General features: G+C 44.4%; 18 protein-coding genes. 8 read left to right on the top strand and 10 right to left on the bottom strand.

Translation table 11 applies throughout. From position 1 onward, the window contains the following. Nucleotides 1-23: 23 nt before the first annotated feature. Entirely contained in the window at nucleotides 24-1,049 is a 1,026-nt protein-coding gene (locus tag LZG72_RS08930; RefSeq protein WP_015813280.1) for a rod shape-determining protein, read from the bottom strand. 174 nt (nucleotides 1,050-1,223) lie between these two features. On the opposite strand from LZG72_RS08930, the gene LZG72_RS08925 reads away from it, so the two are divergent. Genes LZG72_RS08925 through LZG72_RS08915 form a run of 3 tightly spaced genes read left to right on the top strand, consistent with a single transcriptional unit; the run spans nucleotide 1,224 to nucleotide 4,364 of the window. Further along, on the top strand, nucleotides 1,224-2,726 hold the full coding sequence (locus LZG72_RS08925) for a GH3 auxin-responsive promoter family protein (RefSeq protein WP_233870426.1): 1,503 nt from the start codon (nucleotides 1,224-1,226) through the stop codon (nucleotides 2,724-2,726). 27 nt (nucleotides 2,727-2,753) lie between these two features. Further along, nucleotides 2,754-3,914: a 1-deoxy-D-xylulose-5-phosphate reductoisomerase gene (locus LZG72_RS08920; protein WP_233870422.1), complete on the top strand. Its 1,161-nt coding sequence runs from the start codon at nucleotides 2,754-2,756 to the stop codon at nucleotides 3,912-3,914. Then, on the top strand, nucleotides 3,915-4,364 hold the full coding sequence (locus LZG72_RS08915) for a hypothetical protein (protein ID WP_233870419.1): 450 nt from the start codon (nucleotides 3,915-3,917) through the stop codon (nucleotides 4,362-4,364). Between the two features lie 2 nt (nucleotides 4,365-4,366). On the opposite strand, the gene LZG72_RS08910 is transcribed toward LZG72_RS08915, so the two are convergent. From LZG72_RS08910 to LZG72_RS08890, 5 genes are read right to left on the bottom strand one after another with little or no spacing between them, the layout of a single operon-like run. Further along, complete coding sequence (locus tag LZG72_RS08910; protein ID WP_233870415.1) at nucleotides 4,367-5,131, bottom strand: glycosyltransferase family 2 protein; 765 nt, start codon at nucleotides 5,129-5,131, stop codon at nucleotides 4,367-4,369. A 39-nt stretch (nucleotides 5,132-5,170) separates the two neighbouring features. After that, nucleotides 5,171-6,001, bottom strand: coding sequence for a glycosyltransferase (locus LZG72_RS08905; RefSeq protein ID WP_233870412.1), 831 nt, complete (start codon nucleotides 5,999-6,001; stop codon nucleotides 5,171-5,173). A 3-nt stretch (nucleotides 6,002-6,004) separates the two neighbouring features. Next, the gene (locus LZG72_RS08900; RefSeq protein WP_233870408.1) at nucleotides 6,005-6,823 is read right to left on the bottom strand and encodes a phytanoyl-CoA dioxygenase family protein; all 819 of its coding nucleotides are present in this window, start codon (nucleotides 6,821-6,823) and stop codon (nucleotides 6,005-6,007) included. A gap of 22 nt (nucleotides 6,824-6,845) precedes the next feature. Then, the gene (locus tag LZG72_RS08895; protein WP_233870406.1) at nucleotides 6,846-7,781 is read right to left on the bottom strand and encodes a hypothetical protein; all 936 of its coding nucleotides are present in this window, start codon (nucleotides 7,779-7,781) and stop codon (nucleotides 6,846-6,848) included. A 37-nt stretch (nucleotides 7,782-7,818) separates the two neighbouring features. Beyond that, entirely contained in the window at nucleotides 7,819-8,700 is an 882-nt protein-coding gene (locus tag LZG72_RS08890; protein ID WP_233870403.1) for a class I SAM-dependent methyltransferase, read from the bottom strand. A 187-nt stretch (nucleotides 8,701-8,887) separates the two neighbouring features. Here LZG72_RS08890 and LZG72_RS08885 point away from each other — a divergent pair, with 187 nt between their 5' ends. Continuing rightward, nucleotides 8,888-10,081, top strand: a complete 1,194-nt coding sequence (locus LZG72_RS08885) for a M20 family metallopeptidase (RefSeq protein ID WP_233870400.1) — start codon at nucleotides 8,888-8,890, stop codon at nucleotides 10,079-10,081. On the opposite strand, the gene LZG72_RS08880 is transcribed toward LZG72_RS08885, so the two are convergent. Together LZG72_RS08880 and LZG72_RS08875 are read right to left on the bottom strand one after the other, a co-directional pair. After that, on the bottom strand, nucleotides 10,071-10,808 hold the full coding sequence (locus LZG72_RS08880) for a polyprenol monophosphomannose synthase (RefSeq protein ID WP_233870397.1): 738 nt from the start codon (nucleotides 10,806-10,808) through the stop codon (nucleotides 10,071-10,073). The genes LZG72_RS08885 and LZG72_RS08880 overlap by 11 nt on opposite strands. Nucleotides 10,809-10,862: 54 nt before the next feature. Further along, nucleotides 10,863-11,222 (bottom strand): DUF4296 domain-containing protein, encoded by a 360-nt coding sequence (locus LZG72_RS08875; protein WP_255700977.1) that lies wholly within the window; start codon nucleotides 11,220-11,222, stop codon nucleotides 10,863-10,865. 85 nt (nucleotides 11,223-11,307) lie between these two features. Between LZG72_RS08875 and LZG72_RS08870 the strand changes: the two genes are divergently transcribed. From LZG72_RS08870 to LZG72_RS08855, 4 genes are read left to right on the top strand one after another with little or no spacing between them, the layout of a single operon-like run. Then, complete coding sequence (locus LZG72_RS08870; protein WP_233870391.1) at nucleotides 11,308-12,198, top strand: DUF58 domain-containing protein; 891 nt, start codon at nucleotides 11,308-11,310, stop codon at nucleotides 12,196-12,198. Nucleotide 12,199: 1 nt separating this feature from the next. Continuing rightward, nucleotides 12,200-13,102 (top strand): hypothetical protein, encoded by a 903-nt coding sequence (locus tag LZG72_RS08865; protein WP_233870388.1) that lies wholly within the window; start codon nucleotides 12,200-12,202, stop codon nucleotides 13,100-13,102. Nucleotides 13,103-13,110: 8 nt separating this feature from the next. Next, the gene (locus tag LZG72_RS08860; RefSeq protein WP_233870385.1) at nucleotides 13,111-14,127 is read left to right on the top strand and encodes a VWA domain-containing protein; all 1,017 of its coding nucleotides are present in this window, start codon (nucleotides 13,111-13,113) and stop codon (nucleotides 14,125-14,127) included. Further along, nucleotides 14,127-14,753 carry a ribonuclease HII gene (locus LZG72_RS08855; protein ID WP_233870382.1) on the top strand — a complete coding sequence of 209 codons (627 nt, stop codon included), beginning with the start codon at nucleotides 14,127-14,129 and terminating at the stop codon, nucleotides 14,751-14,753. Before LZG72_RS08860 ends, LZG72_RS08855 begins: the two co-directional genes overlap by 1 nt. Here the strand turns inward: LZG72_RS08855 and LZG72_RS08850 are convergent. Both LZG72_RS08850 and tsaB read right to left on the bottom strand, forming a co-directional pair. After that, a complete protein-coding gene (locus LZG72_RS08850; protein ID WP_233870379.1) occupies nucleotides 14,714-15,247 on the bottom strand; it encodes a DUF2480 family protein in 534 nt (177 codons plus the stop codon). The genes LZG72_RS08855 and LZG72_RS08850 overlap by 40 nt on opposite strands. Before the next feature lie 77 nt (nucleotides 15,248-15,324). Next, nucleotides 15,325-16,017: a tRNA (adenosine(37)-N6)-threonylcarbamoyltransferase complex dimerization subunit type 1 TsaB gene (tsaB, locus tag LZG72_RS08845; RefSeq protein WP_233870376.1), complete on the bottom strand. Its 693-nt coding sequence runs from the start codon at nucleotides 16,015-16,017 to the stop codon at nucleotides 15,325-15,327. Between the last annotated feature and the right edge of the window lie 16 nt (nucleotides 16,018-16,033).

Raw genomic sequence — 16,033 nt, 5'->3', positions numbered from 1 at the left:
GATGAACTGTTAACGGCCCGCTACTATGAAATCAGTACGGGCTTGTATAATTCAAGATTTTTGAGGACTTCGCCGGTTCCTTTCACAACTGCCTTTAATGGATCATCGGCGATGTGTACAGGTAATTTCGTTTTCTGGGCAATGCGTCTGTCCAGTCCGTGAATGAGCGCACCTCCACCGGTAAGGTAGATCCCGTTTTTGAAAATGTCCGCCGAAAGCTCAGGAGGAGAGATTTCCAAGGCTTTCATGACACCTTCCTCAATTTTCGAAATAGACTTGTCGAGAGAGTACGCTATCTCACTATACGTAACCCGGATTTCTTTTGGAATACCAGTCATCAAATCACGTCCCCGTATCTGATAATCATCGAGAGGGACTTCCAGTTCGGGCGAAGCCGAACCAATGGCCATTTTAATCAACTCAGCCGAACGCTCCCCGATCAACAAATTGTGCTCACGACGCATATAATCAACGATGTCGCGGGTAAATACATCACCTGCGATCCGTACAGATTGCTCGCAAACGATACCTGACAAAGCAATTACGGCGATTTCAGTAGTACCTCCGCCAATGTCGACGATCATAACGCCATTTGGCTGGGTAATGTCGATTCCGATACCGATCGCAGCTGCGATCGGCTCATGCACCATATACACTTCCTTGGCGCCTGCATGCTCGCAAGAATCCTTCACGGCACGTTTTTCAACCTCCGTAATTCCCGAAGGAATACAAACCACCATTCGGTGTGAAGGCGTGAAAAAACGACTGCCGGTATCGATCATTTTGATCATCCCCCGGATCATCATTTCGGCAGCTGTGAAGTCGGCAATCACACCATCTTTTAGTGGTCGGATCGTCTTTATATTTTCATTCGTCTTTTCGTGCATTTGCATGGCCGTGTGGCCAATCGCCAAAACTTTTCCGGTTGTTTTGTCCATCGCAATGATGGATGGCTCGTCAACTACTACTGTATCTTTATGAATGATCAACGTATTTGCAGTACCCAAATCAATCGCTATATCGCTAGTCAAAAAATCAAACAATCCCATATAATTTGTTAAAATTTGCGCTCCCTTTGATTTCAGGTTGGCAAAATTACAGATTATTACCCACAAACAAAGGCATTTAAAAAATTTCGGCTTATGCCTGTTTAACGCTCAAAAAGGACGCTCTGAGGGTCGCGGAGCGTAGAAATTACAAAACCTGTGTACCTTTGTTTTACTATGGGAATCAGAGCACTTTTTAGTCAGCCGCTGGCTCGGTACATCGTTCAACAGCAAAAAGATTGGATCGCACGAAGCATCGAAGTGCAGGACAAATGGAGGTCAGAGCTGGTCAGAAAGGCAGCCGGAACCCAGTTCGGGAAAGACCATTTTTTTCGTGACATTCATACCTACCAGGATTTCAAAGAAGCGGTTCCGGTAAGTGATTACGAAGATTTGAAAAGTTATATTTCAAGGATCAAAGAAGGAGAACATGACATCCTTTGGCCAGGTAAACCTTTGTACTTCGCCAAAACCTCCGGTACCACTTCCGGTACCAAATACATTCCTATTTCAAAGGATTCCATTTCCAACCACATCGACTCGGCACGCAATGCCATTTTGACGTATATCGATGAGACCAGGAAAGCGTCATTTCTGGATAAAAAACTCATTTTTCTTTCAGGAAGCCCGATACTGACAGAGACCGGTGGGGTACTGACAGGCCGGTTGTCAGGTATTTCCAACCATCATGTGCCCGGATATCTCCGGGCCAATCAAATGCCGAGCTACGATACCAATTGCATGGAAGATTGGGAAACTAAGCTCGACAAGATCATTGATGAAACAATTGATCAGCCGATGTCGCTGATTTCCGGTATTCCACCGTGGGTTCAGATGTATTTTGACAGAATCATCGAGCGCACCGGCAAGAAGATCAAAGACGTTTTTCCTGACTTTTCTTTGTTCATTTATGGCGGTGTCAATTTTGAACCCTACAAGTCGAAATTATTCGAATCAATTGGAAAACGTATTGATTCCATTGAGCTCTATCCAGCCTCGGAAGGTTTTCTCGCCTATCAGAATGCGCAGGATGATGACGCGCTGCTGCTTCTCCTGGACACCGGTATTTTCTATGAATTTATACCTGTCGAACATTTTTTTGACGAAAATCCAAAACGGTTATCGATCGGGGAAGTAGAGGTTGGACGTAATTATGCTGTGATTATCAATAATAATGCGGGATTATGGGGTTACTCGCTCGGTGACACCGTAAAATTTGTTTCTGTAAATCCATATAAGATACTGGTAACAGGCAGGATTAAGCATTTCATTTCTGCATTTGGCGAACATGTGATCGGAGAAGAAATCGAAAAATCATTGCGTTATGCAATGGAACGTCATCCGGAGGTAGAAGTCGTAGAATTTACGGTTGCACCAATGGTAAGTTCGGCGGACGGCGGACTTCCTTACCACGAATGGCTGATTGAATTTGCGAATAAGCCTGCTAACCCGGAACAATTCGCGGCAGATCTTGACAAACGGCTTACCGAATTGAATGTGTACTATCAGGATCTCATTCAAGGAAATATCTTGCGGCAACTACGGCTGTCGCCATTGCGCAGAAATTCATTTATTGACTATATGCGTGCAAACGGTAAGTTGGGAGGCCAGAATAAAGTACCCAGATTATCCAATGATCGTAAAATCGCAGATGAGCTGACTAAAATAAACCGGTCGTAACAACTGATCCAGAACAGAGATTGTAAGATGAAAAAGAATGTAGCGATTTTAGGGTCAACCGGTTCAATCGGGACGCAGGCTCTCGAAGTGATTGAAGCAAATCCGGAAGTGTTTTCTATATCCGTACTTACTGCGGGAGAAAATGCCGATCTGCTGATCGAACAGGCAGTGAAGTTCAGACCTGAAGAAGTCGTAATTTGTAATCATGCGCATTTCGAAAAAGTAAAGGCAGCATTATCCTCATTTAATATAAAAGTGTATTCCGGTGCCGGGGCGCTCGTTTCCGTTGTCGAGAAAGAAAATATCGATATTGTCCTGACCGCCATGGTTGGTTACGCGGGACTACTGCCAACGATACATGCCATTAAAGCAGGAAAAGACATCGCGCTGGCAAATAAAGAAACGCTGGTGGTTGCCGGAGAGCTGATTACAAGTTTGGCAAAACAATTCGGAGTAAAGATTTATCCCGTGGATTCAGAGCATTCCGCGATATTCCAATGCCTGGCAGGTGAAGAAAACAATCCCATTGAGAAAATCATCCTGACTGCATCCGGTGGACCTTTCAGGGGGAAAGATCATGCTTTCCTGGCCAATGTTACCAAACAACAGGCTTTGAAACACCCGAACTGGAGTATGGGCGCGAAGATCACGATCGACTCGGCTACGTTGATGAACAAAGGTCTTGAAGTGATCGAAGCAAAATGGTTATTTGATCTGCAAGCCTCACAAATTGATGTTATCGTCCATCCCCAGAGCATTATTCATTCGATGGTACAGTTTGAAGACGGCAGCGTTAAAGCACAAATGGGATTGCCTGATATGAAACTGCCGATTCAATATGCATTACATTATCCTTTCCGCCTTAAATCTGCATTTCCGCGTTTAAATTTCACAGATTATCCTTGCCTCACTTTCGAGAAACCGGATCTGGAAACTTTCAGAAACCTTGCGATTGCATACGAGGCTTTGGAAAAAAAAGGAAACGCAGCTTGTATCGTAAATGCGGCAAATGAAATTGCTGTTGAGGCATTCCTACACGACAAGATTGGATTTCTGGACATTTCAGACGTTATTGTTGAAAGCCTCGCCAAAATCGAATATGTTGGGAATCCATCCTATTTTGATTATGTTCAAACAAACGAGGCCACAAGACGTTTTGCTTCCGAATTGATCCAGGTAAAAGTATAAATGAAAACCATCTTTCTTAAATACTTGTCCGTTGCACTTGCAAGTACGCTTAAATTTTTCGGAGGGCCCATTACCGGCGTAATTCTTAAACTAACCTGGATAGAAACCGCCATTTGCTCCGCGATAGGTATGATGTTTAGCGTTCTGCTGCTGACGTATGTAGGAAGCGGAATTCAAGCATTGATTAAGAGATACAGAAAGTCCAAGCCTAAAAAGTTTACCAGAACGAATCGCATCGCGGTTAACATCTGGAGAAAATTTGGGATAATCGGCATCGCATTTCTTACGCCACCATTATTTACACCCCTTTTCGGACCTATACTCGCTGTCGCATTTAAGGTACCACGTGGCTCCATTTTCTTGTGGATGGCGATCAGCGCAATTATCTGGGGACTAGGCATTTCTTACATTGCCCACAAAGTGCATTTCATCCAGGACTGGATTGAATAAATTTATCTGCTGACTTCTTTCTTTGGAGCGACCGTTTTCTTCATAAAGTCACCTTGCGAGAAGTACTTTTCGATGAGGCAGTACATGAGGATAAAAAAGTACCGGCTTCCCATTTCCTTTATTTTTAGCTTGGAAACGCCATATTTTCGATTTGTCCAGCTGTTTGGAACCACGGCATAATTGTAGCCGCGAACCATTGCTTTTAATGGAAGTTCAATCGTGAGGTTGAAGTGTGGGGACAAAAAAGGTTTGATACCTTCAATGGTTTCTCGTTTATACAGCTTAAATGCATTGGTGGTATCATTGTATTTGATACCCATCAAAATCCGCACAATGAAGTTAGCAACGCGGTTGATAACCTTTTTCAAAGCGGGATAATCGATCACCTTTCCTCCTTTTTCCCAACGGGAGCCGAAAACGCAATCGTAGTCACCTTCCAGCATTTTGAAATAATACTTAGCAAGATCTTCAGGGTCATCGGACATATCGGCCATAAAAACTGCAACGCAGTCGCCTTTGAACCGTTCCAATCCGTAACGGACTGCGTAACCGAAACCATTCGGGCCGGGGTTGGTATAATAAACAAGTGTCGGGATCTGTAAAGAAAGCTCGTCCAAAACCCGCAGTGTACCATCCTTTGAATTGTCGTTGGTAACACATATCTCGTGCGGGATATTGTACTTATTCAATGTGCCGTGCAGTGACACCAGCGTGTCCGTGATCGATTCTTCTTCGTTATAAGCTGGTATTACGATGCTTAACTTCATATAATGTGGAATGTTGAAAACAGTACAAATTAAAGATTATTAATTCGAACTGCCAATTTTTCCGAATGCTGATAACTGTTCATCATAGCGCGCCACTGTTTTCTGAATGGTGTCGGTATATTTATAATCAAGCCATTCATCTACATTCTCAAACATTTGTTTCCGGTTGGCTAAAAAATTTTGATTCGTATGAGTGTGAATATTGCTCAAACCCGCACTATGTTTTCGGTATACACCCATCGTTTCGGGAATGTATCCCAGCTTACCCTGCGCGGCGATTTGGAGCATAATCGCCCAATCGCCAGCTGCGGCTTTGGAATGCCATTCTGCGAAATCATGGTTTAGAAAATGGTTTCGGTATAACCAGCTGGCCGTTGCCATAAACCATTTGTCTTCCAAAAGATCTTCAATGGTAGAGATTCGTTTTTGATCAGGTTTATTAAAGAAATGTTCGGGAGAACCGTCTTCGTAAGTCACCAGCATATTGTGGTGACACATGGAAAAGTCAGGATTGTTATCGAGAAAATCGACCTGCTTTTGAAGTTTTAATGGATCGGTCCAGTAGTCATCGCCCTCACAAAGTGCTACGTATTCTCCTTTACAAGCTTTCAGGAGCTGTAATACATTGTTTCGGCCGGCAAATTCTCTCGGTTCTTTTGGCCCCTGATTTTCTGAATGCAAAAAGGCGCGAATGCGCCCGGGGTTATTGTCTGAATATTTCTGAATAATAGTCGGTGACGAATCCGTGGAGGCGTCGTCACCGATCACAATTTCAAAAGGAAAATCCGTCTGTTGCATCAATGCGCCTTCGAGCATTTGAGCAATATACTTTTCATGATTGTAAGTAGGAACGCAGACAGAAACTTTCATTGATTAACTAAAAACTTCCTTCAACTGGTCCACACTAGGAAAATCTGGCGTAACCAACTCCGTTTCAGGCTTATAAATATAAGCCATCGGATAGCCGCGCTCGATGAATGTAGGTTCGTCGAGATTGTTGTATCTCAACTGCACCGACCAACGAATGTTGTTGGTGATGTTGTTACCAGACTGGTGGATCAGGAAAGCGGAAAAAATAAGGATATCTCCGACCTGAAATTCAGTCTGAACAAAATCCGTATCCTGCAACGAGGAGGTAATGCCACCCTGATAGCCAGAAGTTGAGGATTCACGTAGACCCGTCTTATGACTGCCCGGAATCACCTGCAATGCACCGATATCTGCCCCGGCATCTACCATTGGAAACCAGATTACCGCGCTATCGAGTGAACCCTGACCTGTCCGCCAATCCTGATGCGCATCGAGTTTCCAGTGTTTGCTGCCGTCTTTTGATAGAAAACGACTGTTAAACTGCATGGCTGCCCGCGCGCCAATGATCGGGTTGGATAAGCCAACTTCTTTTAAAAGACCTTCGATCTGAGGATCAAGCCCAAGCCTGTGAAGTGAAAAGGTATGCTGGACCGTTTTACCGGTATTTACAAATGCATTAAAGTCTTTTTCGAAGAACTCAAACATCGCATTTTCAAAGGCATCCCGATCATCAATGTCAACCGATTTCCCGGTAACTCGCTTGATCTGTGCATTAAAAATCTCTCTCGCTTCTCTGTATATTCCATTGACTATGTCTTTATCGAGAAAACCTCTCAAAAGAACGTAACCCTGATTGTTGAACTGTTCCCGAAGTGTACTCATTTCGCTGTGTGATGTTTAAGTATTAATCCTCCCAGACTGCATATGCAAATCCTGCCGCGCCAAATCCGTTTCCATTATAGAGCAGGTATTTTTTACCATTATGCTGATAAAAATTAGCGTAATCAATCATTTGATAATCGAAATCTTCCGGATTGTCTGACTTCGCAATTCCTACCAGGTTGTCTTTTCGCTCCCAGTTTGTGCCGTCTTTCGATTCAGCATAACCCAGGCGATAGCTTTGATTCCGGTCGGTACGATAGTCGCGGGTGTGACGGTAGGAATAGTACATTTTGTAAATATCGTCTTCCTTGAAAACACTCGGACGTCCCACTGCGTGAAGGAAATCGTCAAAATCAAGTGTAGGAATATCGCTGATTTCCCATCGGATGCCATCTTTGGAAGTAGCCGATTGTCCGCGGTAGTAAGGTTCGGGATAATCGTGAATGTACTCGCATTTGTGGCCTGAAATATACCACATCCGCCAGGTACCATCGTCATCGATCAATACTGAGGGCTGGGCAGCCCAGAGCGGGTTTTCAATGCTGCGGTCCATGATCGGGCCCGCAAACATTTTTTTAAATGACAGACCTCCGTCTGTACTTACAGCCAGGCCCATTGAAAGTCGATACGAATTCCAGGTGCGGTTCCAGCCTGTGTAATAAAGCCAGATGTCTCCATTCGGACGGTTTACAAACCAGGAAGGCATTGCGCCGGTTTCGTCGTATTCACCCGGTCCCCCTAGTTCTAAAATAGGCTTATCATGGATATAAAGGATCTTTTGGGGATCGTCATAATCCACGTCCAGGAAGGTCGGACGCGATTGGCCATTGGCATCCCGGGACGAAAAATAGATACGAAGAAAATCTTTATGCTTGTAAGCGAATGGAACCTGAGCGTGCGAAAGGCTGTGTGGCAAACTTCCGTCCGGCTTATATATAACTCCTTTTTTAACCCACATGAATCATTACCATTAATTAGTGAACAAAAGCGTAAACTTAGTCGACCGCTTTTTCGGCACGTAACCGCCAGTTGTCAACGAAATCCTTACCCGGAATCGGCAGGTCGATGTCTACTTCCGGTGCCTTTGCAGTAACCCTGTATTCCATTACATAAAACGCATTACCAAACACATAATGCAATTTGAAATTCTCGATATTGGCAGGAACATCTTCCAGCGGCACCTCGGCCCGGAATAATGGGTTGGCTTTTAATAATGTAGCATAAGTTGGCGTGGTCCGTAACCACGGCGCCACACTTTCATCTCCTACAACCACCTTTCCTCCTGGTCGCACGACGCGGGTAAGTTCGTCAAATGCTCTTTTACGCTCTGAAAAGGTATTAATTCCGCCAAAATGGAATACTGCGTCAAATGTATCATCGGGGAAAGGCAGATAAGAACCATTTCCGAGGAAGTAATGCACGTTAATGTCTTCGGCAGATAGCTTTTCCTGAGCCAGTTTGAGCATATTTGGTGAAAGATCAGAGAGTACCGCAGTACCGCCCGGTCTTACCTTGTCTAATATCAATGCAGAATCTTTCCCCGTTCCGGCACCAACTTCCAATGCTTTCATACCCGGTTTCAGCTCCATTAAATCAATAAAGAATTTTCGGGTAGCCGCTTCGTCTGAATGGTTCAGCGTTTCAAAAACCCAGGAAACACCTTTGTCATATCTCAAAAAAGCCTGATCGTACAAGTATTGCTCGCGGGCATCCTCGGGAAGCAATTCCTTGGGATATAGCAAATTAACAATGCCTGTGTCACCCACTTCGTAAACAGTACCGTCCTCACTTGTAAGTATTTTACCGTCTTCAGCTATTGTTAACGGGGTTCCATTAATCGGACAAACCAACGATTCTAAAAACTCCTTTTGATTCATTTGTGCTGTGCTGATTGATTCATATCTGGTCAAAATTACTTTTTTCTTCGGAACATTACCCAATGCAAATATGCTTCTTAGCAAATGGAAAGCGAAAATGTCACTGCCAAACGTCTACCTATTTATGCTTACCTTTGAGCGTTTTGTAACACCAGATTGTTTGTAAAGAGAAAAAGTTCAGTTCAATATGTCCCAGCTTCAGGAAAAGATCAAGGCGCTCGCCAAAGAACAGTCCGCAGATATCATAGCTCATCGCCGTCATTTGCACAGTAACCCTGAATTGTCATTCGAAGAGTTTAAAACGGCAAAATATGTCGCGGCCGAGCTTCAATCCATTGGCTTACAGCCGGAAGAAGGAGTTGCCGGAACTGGTGTTGTTGCGATCATTGAAGGCAGAAATCCGGAGAAAAGGGTAGTAGGTCTTCGCGCGGATATGGACGCATTGCCCATTTTTGAAGCAAATGATGTTCCTTATAAATCGACTGTTCCTGGTGTGATGCATGCATGCGGGCACGATGTGCACACATCGTCGTTACTTGGTTCTGCGCGGATTTTGAATCAACTGAAAGAAGAATTCGAAGGAACGATTAAACTGGTTTTCCAGCCTGCCGAGGAGAAGGCACCAGGCGGCGCATCTTTGATGATCAAAGAAGGTGTTCTGGAAAATCCCCGACCTGCCAGCATGATCGGTCAGCATGTGGCACCGAATATCCCTACCGGTAAAATCGGCTTTCGCGAGGGAATGTATATGGCCAGCACCGACGAACTTTACCTGACCGTAAAAGGAAAGGGTGGACACGCGGCGGCGCCGCATCAGCTCATTGATCCGGTTTTAATGGCTTCTCATATTATCGTTGCATTACAGCAGATCATCAGCCGGAACCGAAATCCCGCCAATCCTGCCGTTTTGTCTTTCGGAAGATTCATTGCGGACGGTGTCACCAATGTGATCCCAAATGAAGTGACCATTCAGGGAACATGGCGCTGCATGGACGAGGAATGGCGTGAAGATGGATTGAAAAGAATGAAAAAAATGGCTGAAAACATTGCGGAGGCAATGGGAGGCAGCTGTGATTTTGATATTGTAAAAGGATATCCGTTTCTCAAAAACCATCCTGAACTGACAAGAAGAGTGCGTACCGCAGCTACCGGCTATATGGGCGCGGAAAATGTAATCGACCTGGATTTATGGATGGCAGGCGAAGATTTTGCTTTTTACTCGCAGGTAGTAGATTCCTGTTTTTATCGGCTGGGTACCCGAAATGAAGCGAGAGGAATCGTTTCAGGCGTTCATACACCTACATTCGACGTCGACGAAAGTTCATTGGAAATATCGACCGGATTAATGAGCTGGCTTGCTATTTCGGAGCTCAGGGCTTAGGAATATAGGTTTTAAAGAAGCTATTGACCTTCAAACTAATCACGCCAAGTATCGCCTCTTTAAAGATTCCCCGCGACATTTTGGATGCACCTTTGGTGCGGTCGGTAAAAATGATCGGTACTTCAACAATGCTGAATCCGTACTTCCATGAGTTGAATTTCATCTCAATCTGAAATGCATAACCGATAAAACGTATGTTGTCCAGATTGATGGTCCTCAACACTTTGGCGGTATAGCAAATGAAACCTGCGGTAGGGTCCATGATTTGCATTCCAGTGATCATTCGCACGTAGTAGCCTGCAAAATAAGACATTAACACCCGGTTAATGGGCCAGTTAACGACATTGACACCCGTAATGTAACGTGAGCCGATGGCGGCGTCGTGACCATCGATGGCGCAGGCCTTGTAAAGTCGGATCAGATCTTCCGGCGGGTGCGAGAAGTCAGCGTCCATTTCAAAAATATATTCATATCCCCGTTCCAGCGCCCATTTAAACCCATGAATGTAGGCAGTACCAAGACCAAGTTTGCCTTTTCTTTCAACCAAATGAAGATTTCCCTGAAACTCCTTCATCAAATCTTTTACAATACCAGCAGTCCCATCGGGAGATCCGTCGTCGATGATTAATACATCGAACGGATGATTCAGACTGAATACTTTTCGGATGATTGCGTCAATATTTTCAATCTCGTTGTAGGTTGGTATAACTACAATACAATTGTTCACAGGGAATGATGGGTTAAAGTTAAATGTGTGAAAAAGAGGGGTATAACATTAAAATTACAGCTTAATATTATTATTTTTCTCCCGAATCTCAATCTTCTTGGTTACTTTTTCATAAATGCGCGTCATGATCTCCGGCCGCGACATGTAATAGTTATAGCTTTCCCGGTAAGCCAGCGTATCGACCTTGTTTTTCTTCCAGATGTCACTTTTGAGTTTGTTAAAAATCATTAATGACGAGTCAAGTGATCTCAATTGTAACCGGTTAACCCTGGATTCGGCGAGGTGAATGTCGGTTAAAATGGTTGCCATTTGTTCTTCCGTAAAAGTACCCTGCGGCGGTTTCTCATCTTCCGAACAACTGGAAAACAGTAAATTAAGGATCAGAAAGGGGATTATTCCGTTCCGGAAATTCATGTCTCGACGCCGCTTAAGTTTCAAAATGTATATCTTTGTTTAGATACACCTGGTAACAAAGGTGCTAATTTTTTTTGCAAAACTTATGTTTGAGCAGTTCTTGGGCAAACTTCGGAAATATGAAATCCGTATGCGAAAAGCAGTTACGAGTGAGCGGCAGGGGAATTTCCATTCGGTTTTCAAAGGTTCGGGATTGGAGTTCGACGACCTGCGGCTTTATCAATACGGTGACGATGTGCGGGCTATTGACTGGAATACTTCGGCAAAAGGACACGGCACTTTCGTAAAAATATTTAAGGAAGATAAGGAGCAGACCGCATTCTTCATGCTCGATGTGAGTGCGTCGCAGCAGGTTGGCGAATTGAAAAGACTAAAAATTGATATAGCCAAAGAGATTTGCGGGGTATTGACATTATCAGCCATTCAGGAAGCTTCCCGGGTTGGGTTACTTTGTTTTTCTGACCGCAGCGAACGCTACATCCGGCCTTCCGATGGAATGAAACATGGCTATGGATTGATTTCAGAGTTATATAAGCTAGTCCCTGAATCGTCTAAAACGAACATTGCCGAGGCGATTCTTGTAACATTAAATGTTGTAAAACGCCGAAGCCTGGTATTTCTGATCTCGGATTTTATCGATACAAACTATCACCACAACCTCAAAGCGCTGGCCCGCAAACATGATCTGATCGTCATTCACTTATACGATTCCAGGGAAGTTAATTTGCCGGGATTGGGCATTATCCCCCTTTATGATGCCGAAAAGCAAAGTACGGTTTGGGTGAACACTTCGTCAAAGCAATATCGCGAAGAAATGTCCAGCCGGTTCGAAAACCGAAGTACGGAGCTCAGGCGACTTTGCCATCAGAATCGGGCAGATTACATTGCGATCAATACGCAGGAAGATTATGTACCGGCACTCATCCATTTGTTCAAGGTCAGGCGTTATACCAAAAGTTCTTCTGCCCAATCTTAAAATGGATATCGTAAAACGTTTGCTTATTTTAATCACGCTGTTGGCCGGCAATGCATTCGGTCAGGGTATCAAACCTACCGGCGTTTTTCTGGCAGATAGTATTGAGGTAGGTAAACCGGTTTATTTTTCACTCAGCATCCGGCATAAGCCCGAGACCGAAGTCTTCTTTCCGGACTCATCCTATAATTTTTCACCTTTCGAGCTGATCTCCCAAAGAAGTTTCGTTTCCAGTACCGACGAACGCGGCAGTTTGGATAGCGCCGTATACCAGTTGGCATCCTTTGATGTTTCTCGGGTACAATCACTGAAACTGCCGGTCTATGTATTTTTTAAAAAAGACTGCACGGCGGTTTTTACGTCTCCCGATTCTGTTTTCTTAGTTAAAAGCAATTTTCTAAGTACCCAGCAAGACCCAGTCCTCATTGCGGAAACACAGCTACTACCTTTAAGCAGGCAGTTCAACTTTTCGATCCTCATAGGATCAGTGGCTCTGATTATCGGAGTTGTGGGAAGTATTTACTGGGTTTTTGGGCAGGATATTTACAAACAATGGCAGCTCATCAAATTACAAAGAAGGCATTTGGAATATGTGCGCTCCTTCAACAGATTAATGCGGAATGCGCGGGAACGTAACAATATCAAGGATGCTGAAAAGGCCATTATCGTCTGGAAAAATTATCTGGAAAGGCTGGAAAAAAAACCTTTTGCTACCTATACCACTCGTGAAATCATGGATAATATGCCGGATGAAGATTTGGCAGATGCATTGAAAAACATGGACAGCATTGTTTACGGACAAGGAAAGTCCAGTAACATGGATGTGTATCTGGAAGTACTGAAAACCGGGGCGACACGGATTTACAGAAATAAGAGAAGATTTATCCTCGATAGTCCGGAAATTTGAAATAGCACATGGATAATTGGTTTTCACCCAGATGGTTTGGTTTCGAGGTCCTGAGATCCTATGACTGGGTATATCCCTATTTTCTGTATCTGATTCCATTTATTCCCGTGCTTTTCCTGCTCCGAAAGGTATTGCACCGAAAGCACAAACAGCGCCTGGCAATCACCTATACGCCGCAAAGCAATACGGTTCAATGGCTTACCCTTTTGCGTTTTGTACAGCCAGCCTGTGTCGGCCTCGCATTATGCCTGATCCTGATGGCATTGGCCCGGCCTCAGATCATCTCGGAGCGTACCGACCAGTATTCCGAGGGAATTGACATTATGCTTCTTTTGGACATTTCTGATTCCATGACAGAAAAGGATCTTAGCCCAAACCGGTTGGAGGCCGCAAAAAAAGTAGCGAGACAATTTATTAAAGGCCGTTTTCAGGATCGCATCGGGCTGATCGTTTTTGCGGGGGAAGCCGTTTCGCTTTGTCCGCTTACTACGGATTATGAGCTGCTCAATGGATTTCTTGATGAAATTAATGCAAAGATGATCCCGACTGCGGGAACGGCGATTGGTAGTGCGCTGGCAGTGGCCGTGAACCGGATGAGAGAAACAAAGGGTGAGAGTAAAGTGGCGATATTGATCAGTGATGGCGATAACACTTCGGGCAATCTGGGACCGACGACAGCCGCCCAGCTTGCCAATGCTTTTGGGGTAAAAGTGTATACCATTTCTGTCGGACGGATTAAGAAGGCGGCCAGCACCGACAGTACTCTCGCACGTGCATTAATTGATGAAGGAGAGTTGCAAAATATTGCAGGTTTGGGTAATGGAAAGTATTTTCGTGCAACGGATAATACTGCGCTTGAAAGTGTTTTTAAACAAATAGACCAGCTGGAAAAAGTGAAGTCCAGAGATGTACTTTCCCGGGATATTAAAGATTTTTACCGGGTTTATCTCTACTGGGCAGTGACGTTTTTATTACTGGCGATCGGTACCAAAAGCACCTTTATGGCCAATATTCTTGAAGATTGATGCTGAGACCATATTATAATATTGAGGTAATTGAGGCGGGCCTGGATGAGGTAGGGAGAGGTTGTCTGGCCGGACCTGTCGTGGCGGCAGCGGTAATTTTGCCACGCGATTACAAGCATTCGTTTCTCACAGATTCAAAGCAACTTACAAAAGTTCAAAGGCTGGAACTTGAAAAAGAAATCATCCGCGAATCACTTTCGTGGGCCGTGGCTGAGGTGGATAATGTGGAGATTGATAAAATTAACATTCTGAAAGCCAGCTTTCTCGCCATGCACCGGGCGGTGGATAAGCTCCGGATGAAGCCGGAACATTTGCTTGTCGACGGAAACCGTTTTACGCCCTATCCGATGATCCCGCACACCTGCATTATCAAAGGTGATGCACATTACCTGTCGATTGCGGCGGCATCGGTTTTGGCTAAAAATTATCGGGATGAGCTAATGGCGAACTTATCCAACCTATTTCCACATTACGGCTGGGACCACAATGTCGGCTACCCGACAATCCATCATCGCAAAGCAATAGGCACACATGGCCCGTGTTCCTACCACCGGATGACATTCCGATTATTGAAAGAAGATTGTGATCAGTCGATTGAGATGGAAGAAGATTTGGGCTTCTTATAAACCGGCACTGTACTGCACGGTTCACCGAACATTAAGCTTTGTACAATGGGTTTGAGCAACCGGCTGATTTCCATATAAGCCGAAACGGGCACAGGAACTTTGCTGCAACCTTTCACGACAACGCGTTTTCCGCGGAATTCTTCAATCGTTATTTGGGTAATTGCATTCGCAAAGAGCTTGTCTTCCAAAGCATTTAAATCTCCGAAAACGATTACATTAGCATAAGGTTCAAGCTGAACAGCCAGAAGCATATATGCCCAGGTAGGAATAATGGCATCTTCGGTACAGGTAACAGCGACATTTTTACCCTGATATTGTGCCCAGTCATGCGTTTTGAGAAATTCCCTGAAATCCTTCTCACGCAGGATCATTCCTTGCCACAAATTGTCTTTTATATCAAAAAGTATACGCTCGCCCACCGGATAAAGCTCTTCAAGATCCAGCGAAACGATGCCACTGTTCGCAACCTTATTTACAATTTCCTCAGTTTCCATTTTAAAATGTGATTTGCATTAAGGTTAACACGAAAAATGGCGGCTTTGTTTATCACGAATCAAGAAAACGCAATTCTTTACGCAAATACGCGGGCCTTTTTCAGGGCCGGGGACATAAAATCTTTAAGATAATAAGGCTCGAATGTAGGTACATCCACAAACTCGTTTCGGCTAAATGCAGATCTCGCCAGTTCCCCGATGGTCCGGGCCGAAGGGTAGATGTCAACCTCGGAAAAAATCGCATTGGAGTGACTGCCCAGCAACGATTTGCATTTAACAGCACCATCTCCAAAAAAAACGATCGGATGATCTTTTAGTAAATCAGCAAACGATTCTTCATTTAAGATCACTGCCTGGGTTTGCTGAACAAATTGATTCTGATCGTCAAAAACGGCTGTATAAACTTCCATTCGCCTCGCATCGATCATCGGGCAGAGTAAATGCCTTTTAAAAATCGGGCTGAGTTGCAGCGACATCGCTTCTAATGTATTGATGGCAATCAGTGGTTTTTCCAGCGCATAACAAAGTCCTTTCGCAGTAGAAACACCTACGCGCAAGCCGGTATAAGAACCAGGCCCTTTTGCAACTGCGACCGCATCCAGATCCGAAAGTTGATAGCCCGCCTGTTCAACAGCGCTTTTGACTAGTGTTGTCAGCATCGACGACGATGATTTGTCGGTATGCAAGTCATACGAAGATAAAATGCCTTTGTCTCCGTGGACAGCCACGGAACAGCCACGAATGGATGTATCAATACTTACTATGAGCATAAAGCGAAAGCCCGTC

This window comes from Dyadobacter sp. CY323, from assembly GCF_021390245.1.
Lineage (GTDB): Bacteria > Bacteroidota > Bacteroidia > Cytophagales > Spirosomataceae > Dyadobacter.
This window is presented reverse-complemented; position numbering and strand designations above follow the sequence as displayed.

Bases quoted from the DNA above. Each gene is read 5' to 3' on its own strand.
- LZG72_RS08850 (WP_233870379.1), bottom strand. From the start codon at position 15,247: ATGGAAACTGAGGAAATTGTAAATAAGGTTGCGAACAGTGGCATCGTT.
- LZG72_RS08905 (WP_233870412.1), bottom strand. From the start codon at position 6,001: ATGAAAGTTTCTGTCTGCGTTCCTACTTACAATCATGAAAAGTATATT.
- LZG72_RS08885 (WP_233870400.1), top strand. From the start codon at position 8,888: ATGTCCCAGCTTCAGGAAAAGATCAAGGCGCTCGCCAAAGAACAGTCC.
- LZG72_RS08855 (WP_233870382.1), top strand. From the start codon at position 14,127: ATGCTGAGACCATATTATAATATTGAGGTAATTGAGGCGGGCCTGGAT.
- LZG72_RS08910 (WP_233870415.1), bottom strand. From the start codon at position 5,131: ATGAAGTTAAGCATCGTAATACCAGCTTATAACGAAGAAGAATCGATC.
- LZG72_RS08900 (WP_233870408.1), bottom strand. From the start codon at position 6,823: ATGAGTACACTTCGGGAACAGTTCAACAATCAGGGTTACGTTCTTTTG.
- tsaB (WP_233870376.1), bottom strand. From the start codon at position 16,017: ATGCTCATAGTAAGTATTGATACATCCATTCGTGGCTGTTCCGTGGCT.
- LZG72_RS08875 (WP_255700977.1), bottom strand. From the start codon at position 11,222: ATGAATTTCCGGAACGGAATAATCCCCTTTCTGATCCTTAATTTACTG.
- LZG72_RS08890 (WP_233870403.1), bottom strand. From the start codon at position 8,700: ATGAATCAAAAGGAGTTTTTAGAATCGTTGGTTTGTCCGATTAATGGA.
- LZG72_RS08915 (WP_233870419.1), top strand. From the start codon at position 3,915: ATGAAAACCATCTTTCTTAAATACTTGTCCGTTGCACTTGCAAGTACG.
- LZG72_RS08870 (WP_233870391.1), top strand. From the start codon at position 11,308: ATGTTTGAGCAGTTCTTGGGCAAACTTCGGAAATATGAAATCCGTATG.
- LZG72_RS08865 (WP_233870388.1), top strand. From the start codon at position 12,200: ATGGATATCGTAAAACGTTTGCTTATTTTAATCACGCTGTTGGCCGGC.
- LZG72_RS08895 (WP_233870406.1), bottom strand. From the start codon at position 7,781: ATGTGGGTTAAAAAAGGAGTTATATATAAGCCGGACGGAAGTTTGCCA.
- LZG72_RS08925 (WP_233870426.1), top strand. From the start codon at position 1,224: ATGGGAATCAGAGCACTTTTTAGTCAGCCGCTGGCTCGGTACATCGTT.
- LZG72_RS08860 (WP_233870385.1), top strand. From the start codon at position 13,111: ATGGATAATTGGTTTTCACCCAGATGGTTTGGTTTCGAGGTCCTGAGA.
- LZG72_RS08920 (WP_233870422.1), top strand. From the start codon at position 2,754: ATGAAAAAGAATGTAGCGATTTTAGGGTCAACCGGTTCAATCGGGACG.
- LZG72_RS08930 (WP_015813280.1), bottom strand. From the start codon at position 1,049: ATGGGATTGTTTGATTTTTTGACTAGCGATATAGCGATTGATTTGGGT.